17 protein-coding genes are annotated in these 16,070 nt (G+C 69.9%); 8 read left to right on the top strand and 9 right to left on the bottom strand.

The genetic code is table 11. The features are described from left to right. Positions 1–7 precede the first annotated feature (7 nt). Positions 8–298, top strand: a complete 291-nt coding sequence (locus tag LCY71_RS06995) for a UPF0175 family protein (RefSeq protein ID WP_225335645.1) — start codon at positions 8–10, stop codon at positions 296–298. After that, positions 295–825 (top strand): PIN domain-containing protein, encoded by a 531-nt coding sequence (locus LCY71_RS07000; protein ID WP_225335646.1) that lies wholly within the window; start codon positions 295–297, stop codon positions 823–825. Before LCY71_RS06995 ends, LCY71_RS07000 begins: the two co-directional genes overlap by 4 nt. 33 nt (positions 826–858) lie before the next feature. Here the strand turns inward: LCY71_RS07000 and LCY71_RS07005 are convergent, their stop codons facing one another. Beyond that, entirely contained in the window at positions 859–2,709 is a 1,851-nt protein-coding gene (locus LCY71_RS07005) for a cation:proton antiporter (RefSeq protein ID WP_225335647.1), read from the bottom strand. Positions 2,710–2,811: 102 nt separating this feature from the next. Between LCY71_RS07005 and LCY71_RS07010 the strand changes: the two genes are divergently transcribed. Beyond that, positions 2,812–3,585 (top strand): alpha/beta fold hydrolase, encoded by a 774-nt coding sequence (locus tag LCY71_RS07010; RefSeq protein WP_225335648.1) that lies wholly within the window; start codon positions 2,812–2,814, stop codon positions 3,583–3,585. Between the two features lie 116 nt (positions 3,586–3,701). Then, positions 3,702–4,454 carry a type 1 glutamine amidotransferase gene (locus tag LCY71_RS07015; RefSeq protein WP_225335649.1) on the top strand — a complete coding sequence of 251 codons (753 nt, stop codon included), beginning with the start codon at positions 3,702–3,704 and terminating at the stop codon, positions 4,452–4,454. A gap of 150 nt (positions 4,455–4,604) precedes the next feature. Here LCY71_RS07015 and LCY71_RS07020 read toward each other — a convergent pair whose 3' ends face one another. From LCY71_RS07020 to LCY71_RS07030, 3 genes are all read right to left on the bottom strand, one after another. Further along, complete coding sequence (locus LCY71_RS07020; protein ID WP_225335650.1) at positions 4,605–5,072, bottom strand: cupin domain-containing protein; 468 nt, start codon at positions 5,070–5,072, stop codon at positions 4,605–4,607. Positions 5,073–5,228: 156 nt separating this feature from the next. After that, positions 5,229–5,393, bottom strand: a complete 165-nt coding sequence (locus LCY71_RS07025) for a DUF6757 family protein (protein ID WP_225335651.1) — start codon at positions 5,391–5,393, stop codon at positions 5,229–5,231. 53 nt (positions 5,394–5,446) lie between these two features. Next, a complete protein-coding gene (locus LCY71_RS07030; protein WP_225335652.1) occupies positions 5,447–6,223 on the bottom strand; it encodes a PHP domain-containing protein in 777 nt (258 codons plus the stop codon). 120 nt (positions 6,224–6,343) lie between these two features. Here LCY71_RS07030 and LCY71_RS07035 point away from each other — a divergent pair, with 120 nt between their 5' ends. After that, entirely contained in the window at positions 6,344–6,631 is a 288-nt protein-coding gene (locus tag LCY71_RS07035; RefSeq protein WP_225335653.1) for a DUF5789 family protein, read from the top strand. Between the two features lie 219 nt (positions 6,632–6,850). Here the strand turns inward: LCY71_RS07035 and LCY71_RS07040 are convergent, their stop codons facing one another. The 4 genes from LCY71_RS07040 to LCY71_RS07055 all read right to left on the bottom strand — a co-directional run bounded on the left by LCY71_RS07040 (position 6,851) and on the right by LCY71_RS07055 (position 9,377). After that, positions 6,851–7,255, bottom strand: coding sequence for a DUF8057 family protein (locus tag LCY71_RS07040; protein WP_225335654.1), 405 nt, complete (start codon positions 7,253–7,255; stop codon positions 6,851–6,853). Next, positions 7,252–7,938, bottom strand: a complete 687-nt coding sequence (locus LCY71_RS07045) for an RAD55 family ATPase (protein WP_225335655.1) — start codon at positions 7,936–7,938, stop codon at positions 7,252–7,254. The genes LCY71_RS07040 and LCY71_RS07045 overlap by 4 nt, the downstream gene beginning before the upstream one ends. 107 nt (positions 7,939–8,045) lie before the next feature. Continuing rightward, the gene (locus LCY71_RS07050) at positions 8,046–8,294 is read right to left on the bottom strand and encodes a DUF7577 domain-containing protein (protein ID WP_225335656.1); all 249 of its coding nucleotides are present in this window, start codon (positions 8,292–8,294) and stop codon (positions 8,046–8,048) included. A 180-nt stretch (positions 8,295–8,474) separates the two neighbouring features. Continuing rightward, complete coding sequence (locus LCY71_RS07055; protein WP_225335657.1) at positions 8,475–9,377, bottom strand: acyltransferase; 903 nt, start codon at positions 9,375–9,377, stop codon at positions 8,475–8,477. 223 nt (positions 9,378–9,600) lie between these two features. Here LCY71_RS07055 and LCY71_RS07060 point away from each other — a divergent pair, with 223 nt between their 5' ends. Together LCY71_RS07060 and LCY71_RS07065 are read left to right on the top strand one after the other, a co-directional pair. Then, a complete protein-coding gene (locus LCY71_RS07060) occupies positions 9,601–10,617 on the top strand; it encodes a CPBP family intramembrane glutamic endopeptidase (protein WP_225335658.1) in 1,017 nt (338 codons plus the stop codon). A gap of 371 nt (positions 10,618–10,988) precedes the next feature. Then, entirely contained in the window at positions 10,989–12,053 is a 1,065-nt protein-coding gene (locus LCY71_RS07065) for an aldo/keto reductase (protein WP_225335659.1), read from the top strand. A 357-nt stretch (positions 12,054–12,410) separates the two neighbouring features. On the opposite strand, the gene LCY71_RS07070 is transcribed toward LCY71_RS07065, so the two are convergent. Next, entirely contained in the window at positions 12,411–13,934 is a 1,524-nt protein-coding gene (locus tag LCY71_RS07070) for an ATP-binding protein (RefSeq protein WP_225335660.1), read from the bottom strand. A 350-nt stretch (positions 13,935–14,284) separates the two neighbouring features. Between LCY71_RS07070 and LCY71_RS07075 the strand changes: the two genes are divergently transcribed. After that, positions 14,285–16,063: an ATP-dependent DNA helicase gene (locus LCY71_RS07075; protein WP_225335661.1), complete on the top strand. Its 1,779-nt coding sequence runs from the start codon at positions 14,285–14,287 to the stop codon at positions 16,061–16,063. Positions 16,064–16,070: the final 7 nt, after the last annotated feature.

Genomic DNA, 16,070 nt, shown 5'->3' on the forward strand with positions numbered 1-16,070 from the left:
AAACTACATGGGAACGATCTCGGCGCGAGTACCGGACGACCTCGAGGAGGAACTCGACGCCTACGTCGAGACGGAGAACCTCGACCGGAGTACGGCAGTCCGGAAGCTCCTGACTGAGCGTCTGGCAGAAGTCCGTCGGGAACGTGCGCTGTCCATGCTCGACTCTGGCGAAGTGACCCTCTCCCGGGCGGCTGAGATCGCTGAGACCGACACCTGGGAACTGGCCCGGCTGGCTAAGGAACAGGGGATTTCGTGGGTCGACGACGACGGACTGGCGGCGGACCTCGAGGAACTGTGACGTTGGTCGTCGACGCGACACCGCTGATCGTCCTAGCGAAAGCGGACCACCTCGACGTGCTGACGGGCCGCGACGGGACCGCCGTCGTCCCGACTCGCGTCTACGACGAGGTCGCCGAGACGGGGCTGGCAGCGGGGTATCCCGACGCCCGTCGGATCGAGCGCACTATCGAGAACGGTCACTTCGCGGTCGAAGACGCCCCGGACTCGCCGCTGTTCGAGGAACTCGCGTCGAGTCCGGCTCTCAGTGAGGCCGACGCGGCGGTCCTCGCGCTGGCCGCCGACCGAGACGGGACTGCTGTCATGGACGAGCAGGCCGGCCGAGCGGCAGCGGACGCCGAGGGGATCGAGACCAGGGGGACCGCGTACGTCGTCCTCTCGAGCGTCGAGCGCGGCGAGCAGACGCCCGCTGAAGCGCGAACGATGATCGACGACGTCGTCGACGCGGGCTGGCACTGCACGACGGACCTGTACGCAAAGGTCGTCCGGAAGCTGGAAGAGATGGACGAAACGGCGGACGAGGAGTGACGGTCGCTCGTCGACGACTGCACGCGACCCCGCTCACCGCCGACAGCGCTCGACCGCCTCGCGCATCCCCTCGTTCTCCTGGCAGACGAGCGTGAGGTGGTCGCCGCGCCGCAGCCCGGTGTCGGGGTCGGGCACGCGGTCCTCGCCGTTCCGGCTGACCATCACCACCAGACAGCCGCTGGGCAGGTCGGCCGACAGCGACTGGACCGTCAGCTCGTCGGCGTCGGCGGCGGTGAGTTCCACCTCGAGCACGTCGCCGCTGCGGGTCTCGTCGGCCAGCCAGTGGGCCAGCGCGGGCCGCTCGATGGCGTCGTCCATCGCGTCCGCGACGGCGAAGCTGGCCGAGATCGTCTCGACGTCGAGGTCCTCGAAGGCGGCGACGTTGTCGGGCTCGTTGGCGCGCACGACGACCGTGGCCACGCCGTAGCGCGATCGGGCGAACTGCGCGACCACGAGGTTCACGTCGTCGTCGGCCGTGGCCGCCGCGACGACCGCGGCGTTGCCGGCGCCAGCCTGCTCGAGCGTGTCGGCGTCGGTCGCGTCGCCCAGCACCGCGCGGTGTCCCTCCCCGCGGACCCGCTCGACCGCGGCCTCGTCGCTGTCGACGACGACCACTTCCTCGCCGCGGGACTCGAAGCGAGCGGCCAGTTCTCGCCCGATCCGGCCGCCGCCGACGACGATCGTGTGCATGGGTATGACGTCCAGCGCCTGTGCGACATGACGGGCCAGCCCCCCTTGAAAGGTCACGGTGACGAAGATGACCAGGAAGACGGTACCGACGAGGATCGACGCCTGATCGGCGTTCTGGAGCTCGATGGCGAACAACGTCGCGACGCTGGCGGGGACGATGCCGCGCGGACCGATCGCGGCGACGAAGATCCGCTCGCGGACGCTGAGCCGCCCGCCGAGCGTCGAGAGGAAGACGCTCAGCGGCCGGATGAGGAAGACGACGGCCAGGACCACGGCCAGGCCGGCCAGGCCCAGGGTGGCGAGGTCCGAGACCGACAGCAGCGTCGCCAGCACGACGAACACGAACGAGAGGACCAGCAGGGTCACGTCGCCCTTGAACTCCGCGATCACGTCCTCGTGGGGGACGTCGGCGTTGCCGAGCGTGACGCCGGCGACCGCGGCGGCGGCGATGCCGGCCTCGGGCAGGCGGGTCTCCGCGAGGGCGTAGGCCGCGAGCGCCCCGACGAGGACGATCAGGCGGGCGTTCCGCGGCGCGTTGTCCGTCGAGAGGTCGACGCGGCGCAGCAGGACGGCCAGGGTCAGCCCGACGCCGATCCCGACGGCCAGCCCGAGCGCGAGTCGCGCGCCGAACGCCTGGAGGACGACGACCGGGGTCTCTCCCGGGCTGGTGACGAACTCGAAGGTGGCGACAGCGAGGACGGCCGCGGTGACGTCGTTGACGATGCCCTCCGTCTCCAGGGCGGCGGCGACCCGCTCGCGGACGGGGACGACGTTCATGATCGGCGTGATGACCGTGGGGCCGGTGGCGATCAGCAGCGACCCGACGAGGACGGCGAGGTCCCAGTCGGCGCCGAGCGCGACCCGGACGGCGACTGCGGTGCCGACCAGCGACACGAGCGCGCCCACGGTGACCAGTCCGAGCGTCTCCCGGGGTGCCTCGCGGACGCGGTCGACCGAGAGGTGGAAGGACCCCTCGAAGACGATGATGCCGACGCTCAGGCCGACGATGGCCCGGAGCGCCTCCGTGCTGAACAGGTCCGGCGAGACCAGTTCCAGGCCCTCTGGCCCGACGAGCACCCCGGCGAACAGCAGGAACGCGACGCTCGGGACCGAGAGCCGATCGGCGATCACCTGCGCGGCCACGCCGAGGCCGATGATCAGGACGACTGCGCCGATCAGTACTCCCGCGCTCACACCCGGTGGCTCTCCCGGGACTGACAAAGGCGCTATGCCACGACCGGCGCCGCCACCGGCCGATAGGCAGCGTCTTTTGGGAGCCCCCGCGTACGGAGACGCATGCCCACGGTCGACAACGGCGGCTGCGAACTGTACTACGAACGGGAGGGGTCGGGTCCGACCGTCGCGTTCGTCAACGACGTCGGCGCGGGCGCCTGGCTGTGGGGCTGGCAGCACGGCGCCGTCGCCGGCCCCTGCGAGGCGCTGACCTGGGACCTCCGCGGCACGGGCCGCTCTGACGCGCCGGACGGGCCCTACGACGTCCGGACGCTCGCCGGCGACCTGGAGGCAGTGCTGGCAGACGCCGGCGTCGCGGACGTCCACCTCGTCGGGGCCGGCCTCGGCGGGATGATCGCGCTGGCCCACGCCCACCGGTACAACCGGGCGGAGTCGTTGGCGCTGATCGGCACCGCCGCCGACGGGAGCGAGGTGACCGACCGGCTGGACGACCTGCGGGCCGACCCGGACGACCGCGCGGCGCTTTCGGCCTCGCTGCGCGCGGCGTTCGACGTCGACCTGGAGAGGCACCCGGACGTCCGCGACCGGATCGTCGACTGGCGGAGCGAGGACGACGCCGGCCTCGACGGCTGGGACGCGCAGGCGGCCGCAATGCGGGGTTTCGAGGCCCCGCCGCTGTACGAGGTGACCGACCCCGTGCTGGTCCTCCACGGCGTCGACGACGTCGTGGTGCCGGCCGAGGCAGGCGAACGGCTGGCCGGGGACCTCCCCCGCGGCGAGTACCGCGCCGTCGAGGGCGGCCACTGGTGTTTCGTCGAGACGTCGGACGCGGTCTCCGACGCGCTGGCGGGGTGGCTCGACGAGCAGACGGCGTGACCGGTTGTCGGCGACGGTGGCCCGTCACGAACGTTCGCCGCTGCGACGACCGCTGCCGCGGCAATTTTCGGGCGATAGTGGTAGGTTTTTACGGCTCGGGCCAGTTCGCTAGCGCGATGAGTCTCAGGATCGCCCTGCTGAACGCGGCCCACGACGGGTCGGACAACCGCCGGAACTTCCGGCGGGAACTGGACGCCGACCTCGTCGAGTACGACGTCACCGAACGCGAACTGCCCGAGGCCTTCGCGTTCGACGCCTGCGTCGTCACCGGGTCGCGCGCCTCCGTCTACTGGGAGGAGCCGTGGATCGCGGACCTCGAGGCGTGGGTCCGCGACGCAGTCGAGCGCGACGTGGCGTTCCTGGGCGTCTGTTTCGGACACCAGCTCCTCGCGCACGCGCTGGGCGGGACCGTCGAGCCGATGGACGACTACGAGATCGGTTACCGAACCGTCGAGCACGACGGCGACTCGCCGCTGCTCGCGGGCGTCGACGAGGAGTTCACCGTCTTCACGACGCACTCGGACCGCGTCGCAGAACTGCCGCCGGGCGCCGAGCGGTTCGCGGAGAACGACTACGGCGTCCACGGGTTCCGTGCGGGCGACGTCTTCGCGGTCCAGTTCCACCCCGAGTACGACACCCGGACGGCCCGCGACGTCACGAAGAGCAAGGACGACCAGCTCCCGGAGGAGCGCATCGACGACGTACTCGCGGGCGTCACCGAGGAGAACTACCGGGCGGCCTGCGAGGCCAAGCGGCTGTTCGAGAACTTCACCGAGTACGTCAGGGACCGTTCTGTCGAACCCGGCGTCGGCGACGCCCCCGCGGTCGACGAGACGGCGGCCGGCGAGGGCGCCGCTGCCGACGACTGACCGGCGTTCCGGCAGTCGAGAATCGATTCTGTTCCGTCGCTGATCGCGCACCGACGGGGAACGGCGGGCGGTGCAGGCGCCATCGAGCGACTGCTCCGGGAGAAGTCGACCGTCCTCCGAGAGGGCGGATCGGCGGGCGGCGGCGCGCCCTCAGGTGAAGCGGCCGGTCTCGGCCCCGCAGTCCTCGCAGACCGTGACGAGCGCGTCGCGCTCGTCGGTCATCTCCACGCGGTTCTCGGTCCGGCCGCCGCAGTCGGGACACGACCGGAGCATCTCCGTCTCGCCCATGTCGGCGGGGGCCCCGATCGCCAGCGCGACCACGCGCTCGTCGCCGTCGTTGCGCCCCAGTTGCCACTCGCCGGGCGCGAAGCGGACGGCCTCGTCCGGACCGACGGTCACCTCGCCGCCCTCCGTCTCGAAGGTGGCGGTGCCGGACTGGACGTAGAACACCTCCTCCTGGCGCTCGTGGCGGTGGTAGCCGAACCCGAACGTCTCGCCGGGTTCGAGTTCGTAGTAGTTCAGCGCGACGTTCTCGGCGCCGAGCGCCCCGGAGAGCAGACGCCTGTCGGTCGCCGGCCCCATGCGCGAGTCGACGTCGTCGAGGCTGACGCGTTCCATGTGAGACGATACCGCAGGGAGCGAGAAAAGCCTCAGGTCCGGCGTCGGGGCGGGCGGGAGGGGCGGCCGAGGGCGTCGGGCAAGCCGTCGCCCGTCAGCTCCGAACGCCACCGGCCCGACGCGTGCGGCGGCCGGGACGCAGCGACGGCGGTCGGATCACTCGGTTCGGTCGATGTCGAGTTCGTCCTGGAGCCCGTCGAGCCACTCGGTCTCCTCGAGCTCCTCCAGCTGCTCCCGGAAGTGGGTCTTGCAGACGCCGACCGTGACGCCGTCCTTCTCGACGCCGATGTCGGCCTCGCTGTCGCAGTAGTGACACTGCATATTCCAGGTGAGGGGCCGAGCGGGCTTGAACCCTCCGTTCCGTCGGACGACCGTCATACGGGAAGGCGGTCGCGCACCCGCTCCCACTCGGTCTCGTCGAGGCCGGCCAGCCCGAGTTCCTCGCCGTGAGCGTCGCTGCCGCCCGTGGGAAGGAGGCCGTATGCCTCGATGGCCTCGTCGACGGGTGCCGGGTCGACCGTTCCCTCGTAGGGATAGGACCGCTCGACGGCGTCGAGGGAGTCACACAGCGACAGGGCCGCCTCGGGGTCGGGGTAGCGCAGCGGATGCGCGAGACCCGCGAGGGCACAGGCCTCCATTAGCAGCTCTCGCCCCCGCTCGAAGGAGGGGACGTCGCGGGCCACGTAGCAGGGCCCGTCGTCGCCGATGAACTCGTCGAAGACGTCCTGCACCGTGTACTCGGTGACCTCGGCGACGGCGCGGGCGACGTGCGGGCGACCGACGCCGGGTCCCGGCTCTATCGGCACGGAGACGCCCAGTCGCTCCTCCAGGCACTCGACGATGGCGCGGGCTCGCTCCGTCCGGTCCCGCTGGAGGCTGGCGCACTCCTCGGCCAGCGCGTCCGTCTCGCGGACGCCGTAGCCCAGCAGGTCGACGCGCTGCTCGCCGGCGTCGACACGGAGTTCGATCCCGTGGACCAGCGTCACGTCGCCGCGGCGGGAGATCGGTTCGTCGACCGCGGGGTGGAGGCGGTCGTGGTCGGTCACCGCCACGGCCGCGAGGCCGGCCTCGCGCGCGGCGTCGATCAGTCCGGAGAGCGTCACCGTCCCGTCCGAGTTCGTCGTGTGCGCGTGGAGGTCCGCGACGACCATGTCCGCCACCAGCGTCGCCGCCGAGAAGTCCCTTCCGGTCGCGGTCCTTATACGCACTAAGGGATATATGCATTATTAATAGTGAAGGTTTATTATAAACCATGAGCTTCTCTGGGACGCATGCGACTGCTCGACGACGCGACCGACCTGTACGACGCGCACAGCTATCCGGCGACCACGGCCGACCTGATCGAAGCCTACGGCGACACCGAACTCCGGCTCCCCAACGGGACGGAGACGCTGGCCTCCGTCCTCGGACGGCTCGACGACGAGACGTTCCGGACCTCCGACGAGGCCCGGATGGCGACCTACAGCGCCGTCAGCGACAGCGCCGTCGGCCGCGTCGGCTACTCCGACCGGGACCCCACCTGTCCCGGCGAGGACGGACACACGCACCTCTCACTCTGAGACCACCTTTTACTTCGTCGGGTGTCCTCGCGAGCCTTTAGCTCGCTGCGGGCACCACTCTTTGGAAAAACGTGGTCCTCGCGAGCGAAGCGAACGAGGGCTCGAAAGACGAGCGAAGCGAGTCTTTCGGTGGCGAAAAACTGCCGGCCCTCGCTCCGCTCGGGCCGGTGAACCGCGGCCTTCGGCCGCGGATGCTCACGCCTCCGCAAACGCCACCGCTCACTTCTCCAGGAAGTCCGGCAGGTCCAGCGATCCGGTGCTGTCGACGTCCTGGCGGTCGAGCAGCTCGGTCGGGTCGAGCGCCTCGGGGAGGCCGTCGCGGCCGCCGGTGGGAGCGTCGCCGGGGTCGACGACGATCGTCTCGCCCTCGACGAGGTCGGCCCAGACGGCCGCACCGTCGTCGACCTCCTCGGCGACCGCCGTGGCCTCCCGGCGGCCCTCGCGGTAGGCCAGTTCGACCATGCTCCTGTCGTAGGACGTCTCCACCGCCTCGTAGACGGCCTCCAGTTCCTCGCGGTTGTACTCGCCGAGCTTCTCGGCGACGCCGATGGCGTAGGCCCGCTCGGTCGCCTCGTCGCGGTCGAGGTCGTCCCACGGGCCGTACTCCCGCTCGTAGCGGCTCATGTGTCCACTGTCTCGCCGCTGTGAACCTGCAGTCCCTGGTCGGAGAAGCTGATGCGACGGATGTCGCAGTCGATGGCGGTGCCGCGCATCTTGATGACCTGCAGGCCCCGGGTCATGCTGCCGCCGTCGAGGAAGTTGTGGAAGAAGACGACGCCGTGGGCGAGGTAGTGCTCGTCGCTGTAGGAGGAGGGATCGGTCATCTCCGAGATCAGGATGACGGTGGCGTCGGTCTGTTTCAGCGCCGAGAGAAAGCCAGTGATCTCCTCCGAGGCGTCAGTGAGGAAGTGTTGGAGGAGCATCGTCGAGTCGACGACCACCCGCTCCATGTCGTTTTGCTCGATGAAGGCCACGAGCCGGTTCGTCAGACCGCCTTCCGTCCCGAACTGGGTGATGGTCCGCTTGCCGCTCTCGGTGACGAGGTTGAGAAACTGGATCGCGTCGGACTGCATCGCCCGGTCGAAGCCGAAGTCAAACCCGGACATGTCCTGCATCAGTTCCGCCTTGGTCTCGTGCATCGTCACGTAGAGGCAGTTCTCCCCTTGCTTGGCGCCCTGGGTGATGAACTGCGCGGAGAAGGTCGTCTTGCCGCTCCCCGGGGGTCCGCTGATCGCGTAGAGCCGGTTTTCGAGCAGCCCACCCTCTACGAGCTCGTCGAACCCCGGGACGCCGCTCGAAAGTCGCATACAGGGAGAAGGCCGAACCCGCCTATAGGTGTTTTCGCTCCGTTCTCAGGCCTGATAACCGTCGAGAGCGGTCCGTTCGCGCGGTACCGGGATCGTCCGCGAGCGCGCTACAGCGGGCTCACGCATTCCCGGCAGTAGGCGTAGGTCGCCGCGGTCTCGTTGTAGGCCCCGCAGTTGTCGCAGTAGACGCCGTCGGCCGCCGTCTCCTCGCCGCCCTCGACCGGGGCCGCCCGGGACCGATCCATCCGAGGAGTCGCGTCGGGCGAGGGGTCCTCCCGCTGGAAGTACCGGTACAGCAGGAGCTGTAGCAGGCCGAAGCCGACGACATAGGCGATCAGCCAGCCCAGAGCGTCCATGCCGTGCTATACGTTCCCATAGTACTTGGACGTTCCGACTGGTTCACGAACGTGACAGAGAGCGGCTGGAGCGGCCGATCGCGAGTCGGCGACCGGTTCGGACTGACTGCTGTCGGTCAGCACCGGTACGACTGGTCGTCGTCGGGTGGCCGAGCCGGAAAACAGTGACGACAGTCCGTATCAGGCGTCCGGCGGCGAGCGGTCGCGGCCGAACTCGTCGAACGGCTCGAGGTCCTCGGGGAGGTCGTACTCGATGCGACGCTCCTCCCGGCGGTCGACGTTGGCGTCCTCGGTTGACTCGGCGACGGGCTCCCAGCCGGGCTTGACGGTGATGGACTTCGCCGGCTGGCCGGCGGCGACGTGGTGGGCTGGGACGTCCCGCTGCGCGATGGACTTCGCCGCGAGGATGGAGTTCTCGCCCAGGCGGACGCCCGCTCGCACCATCGAGTCGTAGGTGACGCGGACGTCGTCCTCGACGACGGTGTGATAGAGGTCCACTTCGGTCTGGTCGGCGGCGTCGTGGTCGTGGCTGTACACGTGGGCGTCGTCGGAGATGGAGACGCGGTCGCCGACGGTCAGCTTCCCGCGGTCGTCGAGGTGGACGTCGTCGTGGATGACGACGTTGTCGCCGACGGTGATGTTGTGGCCGTACGTGAAGGTGATTCCCTTGAAGAAGCGGCAATCGTCGCCGCAGTCCTCGAAGAGGTGGCCGGCGAGCATCCGCCGGAAGCGCAGGGCGAACTCAATGTTGTCGGCCATCGGAGTGGCGTCGAACTGGCGCCACAGCCACTGGAGGTGCTTCGAGCGCTCGAAGGCGTCCTCGTCCTTCTCGGCGTAGTACTCGCTCTCCAGGGTCGTGTTACAGGGGTCGTACCCCTGAAGGCGAACCCGCTCGGCCGGCGTGACGTCCCCGCCCGACTGCCACCGCTCGTAGGCCTCACGGTCCCCGTGGAGGTCGACGAGCACGTCTTCGACGACGTCGCAGGTGTCCTCGTCGCTCGAGAGCCGCTCGTCCACCTCCTCGATGAACGCCTGCAGTCCCTCTTCCGCCAGCGGCGGCAGGGAGACGTGGCGCTTGGTCATATCCCCCGCAAAGCGTGCCGTGCGGATATGGGTTTCCGTTATCCGTTCGGCGTGTCGGCGGCCGCGAACGTCGCTCTCGCTGTCGGGTCTCGGGGGACGAACTGACCGACCTATAGTAGCAATTGAAACTATTTACACGTCGAGGGGCACCCGGGGTGTCCCTCGAGTGTGTCACTGCGTTCAATCGCTACTATATAAGACTCCGGCCGCCGACCCGGCCGACATGGTCAGATCGGACTTCCTGACGGAGGCGCGCCGGTGGTTCGTCAACCCGCGCGAGCGGCGACTCCGGGCGGGGTGGCGGCTGGTGCTCGCCGTCGTCTTCCTCGTGCTCGCCAGCGCCGTCGGCGCGGTCGGACGGAACGGGCTCGTCACGACCGCCCGGGCCGGAATCACCGGTGCCGCCGTCGTGCTGGCGGGCTGGTGGCTCTACTACGCCGTCCAGACGGGAGCGGCCGTCGGCCTCGCCTGGTTCCTCGACGACCGCACGCTGCCGGACCTCGGCCTGGGCGGCGACGGGTTCTACCGGAACCTCGCCGTCGGGCTGGCGCTGGGCGTGCTCATGACGACAGTCGTCTTCCTGGTCGAACTCGCGGCCGGGCTGATCGCCGTCAGGGGCGTCCTCGTCGCCCGGACTGGCCTGGGCTTCCCGGGCGGCGTCCCCGCCTGGCTGATGGTGGCGATCATGCTCGTCTACTTCGTCGCCGTCGGCGTCGGCGAGGAGGTGCTGATCCGGGGCTACCTCATGACGAACCTCGCCGAAGGGCTGACCGGTTTCCCCGCCGTCGGCAAGCGGACGGCGATCGCCGCGGCCGCCGTCGCCACCTCCGCCCTGTTCGGGCTGATCCACCTCGGGAACCCGAACGCCTCGCTGCTCTCGGCGCTCAACATCTCCGTCGTCGGCCTCTTTCTCGCCGCCGCCTACGTCGTCACGGAGGACCTCGGAATCCCCATCGGCATCCACGTCACTTGGAACTTCTCGCTGTCGTCCATCTACGGGTTCCCTGTCAGCGGCATCACCGTGCCGGCGACGCTCGTGGACGTCCGCGAAATCGGCCCCGACCTGATCACCGGCGGTCAGTTCGGCCCCGAGGCGGGTCTGGTGGTGTACCTCGCGCTCGCCACCGCCGTCGCAGTCACCTGGTGGTGGGTGGCCCGCGAGGACGGTGCCGTCCGGTTCCGCGAGGGCGTCGCCGTTCCCGACCTGCGTCGCGGCCGAGACGTCAACCACGAGGACTGAGGAGGCGCACCAGCCGACCGGTTGGCCGGTCCGACTAACTGACCTCGGGCGGGACTGGGCGGAGGCGAAGCCTCCGCGAAGGTCGGGAGACGCAAAGCGTCTTCCGGGAACGAAAGGGGGCCGACCGCTCGACTGGCCCCCGGGGACGCAAGCACGCGAGCGGAGCGAGCGCGCGTGGTTCGAGAGACGCCGGGGGCGTCTCTCGTCATCACGAAAGTCTTCGATCTTCGGACGACAGCGACCCGCGGGCCATCGAGCGGTCGGGGGCTTTCAAGCCGTCTGCAGAGCGGTCACGGGTAGTCGCCGTCGTTCAGTTTTCACCTGGCCGGCGAACCGCGGCGGATAAGTGCACTCGTACCCTTAATTCGCGCATGAACTACCGCGAACTGGGCACTTCGGGCGTCGAGGTCTCCGAGGTCGGGTTCGGCGCGTGGGTCGTCGGCACGGACTGGTGGGGCGACCGCTCCCCCGAGCAGGCCGTCGAGATGGTACAGCACGCGCTCGAGGAGGGCGTGACGTTCTTCGACACTGGCGACGTGTACGGCCACGGCGACAGCGAGGAGATCGTCGGCGACGCGCTGGACGAACACCGCGACGAGGTGACCGTCTCCACGAAGGTCGGCTACGACTTCTACAACAACCCGCAGGCCGGCCACGGCGAACTGCCCAAGCGGATGGACGGCGAGTGGGTCCGCGAGGCCTTCGAGCGCTCGCTGGACCGGCTGGACTTCGAGTACGTCGACCTCCTGATGCTGCACAACGCCAACGTCGACGAGGTCGACGCGGACGTCCTCGAGACGCTGGACGAACTCCGCGAGGAGGGGAAAGTCGAGGCCGTCGGCTGGGCGCTGGGCCCCTCGATCGGCTGGCTCGCCGAGGGCGAGGCCGCCGTCGCAGAGGAGTTCGACGCGCTCCAGACCGTGTTCAACGTCTTCGAGCAGACGCCGGGTCGGCACTTCGTCGACGAGATCCGCGAGACCGGCGCGGACACCTCCGTCCTCGCTCGCGTCCCCCACTCCTCGGGCCTGCTGAACGAGCAGGTCACGCCCGACACGGAACTCGGCGAGGGCGACCACCGCTCGCACCGCCCCGAGGAGTGGTACGAGACGGGCTGGGAGAAGCTGGAGTCGATCCGCTTCCTGGAGGACCCCGACCACGCCGAGGGCACGCGCACGATGGGCCAGGCCGCCATCCAGTGGCTGCTCGCTCACGACGAGGTCGCCAGCGTCACGCCCACCTTCCGCACGACCGACGACGTCGACGAGTGGGCCGCCGCGTCCGAGACGCCCCCGCTCAGCGACGACGAGTACGAGCGCGTCCAGGACCTGCACGAGGACAACTTCGGCGTCGACCGCTACGACGGCATGGACTCGCTGCGCTCCTCCGTCGGCGGCGAGGATCTGGACGGGACGGGGAAGAAGTCGGCAGGGGATTGATCAGGTGGAGCGTCGGCGGAGCCCGCAATTCCCTGCCGAAAGCTGGAGATTGACCGCGAGCGCGTTCATCGCGCGACCAGTCGATCTGTAGCGGAAGGCGGGGGACTGACCGGGTGAGCCGACGGGCGAACCCGCGGTCTCCCGTCGAGAGCCGGTGACTGACCGGGCGGAGCGACCGTCCTCTCAGGTCGACGGCCGTCTCGACCCCCCTGTTTCGACTAGAGACCGGACGCAGTCCTGCGGTTCTTCGCCGAGTCATCCACTTCCGCTACGGCGCGTCAGACGTTCGCACGACGGGGGACGGCGGTCGGTTCGACCGGAAACGGAGGGGTTCGAGGGCGGCGTCGGGCCGACGGATCACGCGCCCGGGAGGTCTACCCCTGTGAACTCGAAGCGCGCGCCGCCCGCGTCGCTCTCGGTGACGGCCACGTCCCAGTCGTGGACCTCGGCGACGGTACGCACGATCGACAGTCCCAGCCCGGTTCCATCGTCGTCGGTCGAGTAGCCGGACTCGAACACGTGCTCGCGCTCGTCCTCGGGGATGCCGGGGCCGTCGTCGGCCACGTAGAAGCCGCGACCGTCCCTGAGGCGGCCGACGGTGACGACGACGTCGGGACCGCCGTGTTCCACCGGGTCCTCGTGAGTCTCTGACGGTCGAGGGCTCGTCGAACCGTGTTCGACGGCGTCCTCGCGAGACGCAGTCGAGCGAGGGCTCGACGGGCTTCGCCCGTCGGCGTCCTCCGGAGCCTGCGACGGAGGGTTCGTCGAGCCGTGCTCGACGGCATTGCGGGACAGGTTCTCCAGCAGTTGGCGCAGTCGGCCTGCGTCGGCGAGCACGCGCCCCTCGGCGGGTACCGACAGCGCCGCCTCGCCGGCGTCGATCACGCCCCAGGCCTCGCGCGCGACGGTCTCGATCTCGGTCGGTTCGAGGTCGCTGACGGTCTCGCCCTGCCGAGCGAGGGTCAGGACGTCCTCGATCAGCGAGTCCATCCGCTCCAGCGAGCGCTCGATGGCGTCGAAGTGCTCCGGATCGCCGGTCTCGCGCGCGAATTCGATCCGGCCCAGGGCCACGCCGAGGGGGTTCCGGAGGTCGTGGCTGATGACGCGGGCGAACCGCTCCAGGTGCTCGTTCTGGCGTTCGAGCCGCCGCTCGTAGCGCTTGCGCTCGCTGACGTCGCGCGTGACGCCGACGAGGCCGACAACGCGGCCGTCCTCGTCGTACCAGGGCGCCTTCGAGGTGGCGACGTACGCGCCCTCCGTGGGGCTGCCGTAGGCGTGTTCGATCCGGCCCTCGACGGGCTCTTCGGTCTGGATGACGCGCCGGTCGTCCGCGACGGTGCTCTCGGCGAGGTCGGCGTTGTAGAGGTCGAAGTCGGTCTTACCGTGGATGTCGCCGGGGGCGTGGTGGATCTTGCCCTTCGGGTTCTCCATGTAGGGGTGGTCGATCAGATCCAGCATCTCGTCGCTGACCCGGACGTGTCGGCTCCGACGGTCCTGGAAGTACACCGACAGGGGGATGTTCTCCAGCAGGGAGTCGAGCATCGTCCGCTCGCGCCGGTCGCGGCGGTGGCGATCGATCAGGGGCTCCAGACTCGCGATGGCCGGGACCGGATCGAACGCCTCGCCGGCGTCGACGTATCGGTCGACGTCGAGGTCGGCGACCGCGCCGGGGGCCAGCCCGTCACCGGTCGCGAACTCGACGACGGGGAGCCGGCGGTCCGCCTCGCGGACCCGGTCGGCGACCGCCTCGACGGTCGCTCCGTCGGCGTGACAGACCACGGCGTCGACGGAGCGCTCCTCGACGGTCGTCGTGACCGCGTCGAGGTCGGCGGCGACGAGCTCGAACGGCCGGTCGGCCTCGTGGCTCGCGCCTCGTCCCACTCGCCGCTCGCTCTGATCGAGGTCGCTCGCGTCGCTCGCGACCTCGCGGCTCGCGTGTCGCTCCCTGCGGTCACTCCCGCTCGCTCGTTCGGAGGACTCCCGCTAGTCGTCCTCCTGCCACGCCGCTACTATCCGCTCGGCGTCCGGGCCGACTACCACCACCACCGGGCGATCCACCATGGGGAGACAGTCCCCGCTCGTAGGGCCGGGGAGTAATTCTCAGTGTGTCGCGGTCCGAACTTAAACGTACGGGATACGGTCGCTGGCGTCACGTCGCGGCCGTCGCCGACCGTCTTACGCCGGCGCCGTCCTCCGATGGTTTTACGCTGAACGGGAGACAGCGAGAGGACGTGAACCCCGCGCGCATCTTCGAGGAGTTCCCCGCCGACTCCTACCGGGGCAACCAGGAGTCGGCGCTCGCGGACGTCAGGGACGCCTTCGAGGCGGGCAACGACGTGGTGCTGGTGCGCGCGCCCACCGGGAGCGGGAAGTCGCTGCTGGCGCGGGCCATCGCGGGCTGTGCCCGGACGGCCGGCGAAGCGGGGCCTGAGCAGATCATCGACGCCTACTACACGACGCCGCAGGTCTCCCAGCTGGACGACGTGGCCGAGGACCCGCTGCTCTCCGACCTGAGCGTGATCCGCGGGAAGGGCAACTACGACTGCATCCTGCCCGGCGAGACGGACACGCCGGTCACGCAGGCGCCCTGCACCCGCGAGCGGGAGTTCGACTGCCAGGTCAAGCACCGCTGCCCGTACTTCTCGGACCGCTCCATCGCGGCCAACCGCCGCATCGCCGCGATGACGCTGGCGTACTTCATGCAGACGGCGGGCTCGGACGTGTTCGGGATGCGCGACGTGGTGGTGATCGACGAGGCCCACGGGCTGGGCGACTGGGCCGAGATGTACGCCACCGTCGAGATCGGGCCCGACACGTTCCCGCTGTTCGACGAGGTCGCCCCGCCCGACGTCGGCGACCTGGCGGACGCCGCGGGCTACGCCGAGCGCGTCTCGAAGACCGCCGAGCGCCGCGTGAAGGAGCTACGGAACAACGCCGAGATAGATCCCGAGGAGGCCGCCGAGCGCGACCGGCTCAACGAGCTGCGGCGGGACCTCGACTGGTTCGTCGAGGACTACCGCGACCCCGAGAGCGTCACCACGTGGGTCGTCGACCAGCCCGACGGCGAGGGGACGCCCGTGACGATCAAGCCGATGGCCCCCGAGAAGTACCTCAAGCACACCGTCTGGGACCGGGGCAACCGCTTCGCCCTGCTGTCGGCGACCATCCTCAACAAGGAGGCGTTCTGCGCCAACGTCGGCCTCTCGCCGGACCGCGTCGCCCTCGTCGAAGTCGGCCACACCTTCCCCGTCGAGAACCGGCCGCTGTACGACGTGACCCGCGGGAAGATGACCTACGAGCACCGCGACGAGACGCTGCCGGAGATAGCGCGGACGCTCGTCCGGATCATGCAGCGCCACCCCGACGAGAAGGGGCTCGTCCATTGCCACTCCTACGCGATCCAGGACCGGCTGGAGGCGCTGCTGGCCGACTTCGGCGTGAGCGAGCGCGTCCGCAGCCACGAGTCCGCCGACCGGGACGCCCAGCTGGCCGCCTGGAAGCGCAGCGACGACCCCGGCGTCTTCCTCTCGGTCAAGATGGAGGAGGCGCTGGACCTCGAGGGGGACCTCTGTCGCTGGCAGCTGCTGTGCAAGGCGCCCTATCCGAACACGCGGGACTCCAGAGTCGCCCGCCGGCTGGAGGACGACCAGTGGGGCTGGTACTACCGCGCCGCCCTGCGAACGGTGATCCAGGCCTGCGGCCGCGTCGTCCGCGCCCCGGACGACCACGGCGCGACCTACCTGGGCGACTCCTCGCTGCTGGACCTCTTCGAGCGCGCCCGGGTCGACATGCCCGACTGGTTCGCCGACCAGGTCGACCGGCTGAGCGAGCCCGATCTACCCGCGTTCGACCCCGGTGCGGCGCTGGCCGACGGCGCGGACGACGGGAGCAGCGCGGACCCCGGCTCGTCCCAGTCCGGATCGCGCCGTCGGTCCGGATCACGGCGCCGGTCGGGGTCGCGCTCCTCCGGCGGCTCCAGCCCCATGGCGGACGTCTGGGACACAGAATAGGATCGAC

The sequence above is a fragment of the Halomicrobium urmianum genome, assembly GCF_020217425.1.
GTDB classification, from domain to species: Archaea; Halobacteriota; Halobacteria; order Halobacteriales; family Haloarculaceae; genus Halomicrobium; species Halomicrobium urmianum.

Excerpts from the sequence above, each read along its gene's own strand:
- LCY71_RS06995 (WP_225335645.1), top strand. The coding sequence starts at position 8 with ATGGGAACGATCTCGGCGCGAGTACCGGACGACCTCGAGGAGGAACTC.
- LCY71_RS07010 (WP_225335648.1), top strand. The coding sequence starts at position 2,812 with ATGCCCACGGTCGACAACGGCGGCTGCGAACTGTACTACGAACGGGAG.
- LCY71_RS07015 (WP_225335649.1), top strand. The coding sequence starts at position 3,702 with ATGAGTCTCAGGATCGCCCTGCTGAACGCGGCCCACGACGGGTCGGAC.
- LCY71_RS07020 (WP_225335650.1), bottom strand. The coding sequence starts at position 5,072 with ATGGAACGCGTCAGCCTCGACGACGTCGACTCGCGCATGGGGCCGGCG.
- LCY71_RS07025 (WP_225335651.1), bottom strand. The coding sequence starts at position 5,393 with ATGCAGTGTCACTACTGCGACAGCGAGGCCGACATCGGCGTCGAGAAG.
- LCY71_RS07030 (WP_225335652.1), bottom strand. The coding sequence starts at position 6,223 with ATGGTCGTCGCGGACCTCCACGCGCACACGACGAACTCGGACGGGACG.
- LCY71_RS07035 (WP_225335653.1), top strand. The coding sequence starts at position 6,344 with ATGCGACTGCTCGACGACGCGACCGACCTGTACGACGCGCACAGCTAT.
- LCY71_RS07040 (WP_225335654.1), bottom strand. The coding sequence starts at position 7,255 with ATGAGCCGCTACGAGCGGGAGTACGGCCCGTGGGACGACCTCGACCGC.
- LCY71_RS07045 (WP_225335655.1), bottom strand. The coding sequence starts at position 7,938 with ATGCGACTTTCGAGCGGCGTCCCGGGGTTCGACGAGCTCGTAGAGGGT.
- LCY71_RS07050 (WP_225335656.1), bottom strand. The coding sequence starts at position 8,294 with ATGGACGCTCTGGGCTGGCTGATCGCCTATGTCGTCGGCTTCGGCCTG.
- LCY71_RS07055 (WP_225335657.1), bottom strand. The coding sequence starts at position 9,377 with ATGACCAAGCGCCACGTCTCCCTGCCGCCGCTGGCGGAAGAGGGACTG.
- LCY71_RS07060 (WP_225335658.1), top strand. The coding sequence starts at position 9,601 with ATGGTCAGATCGGACTTCCTGACGGAGGCGCGCCGGTGGTTCGTCAAC.
- LCY71_RS07065 (WP_225335659.1), top strand. The coding sequence starts at position 10,989 with ATGAACTACCGCGAACTGGGCACTTCGGGCGTCGAGGTCTCCGAGGTC.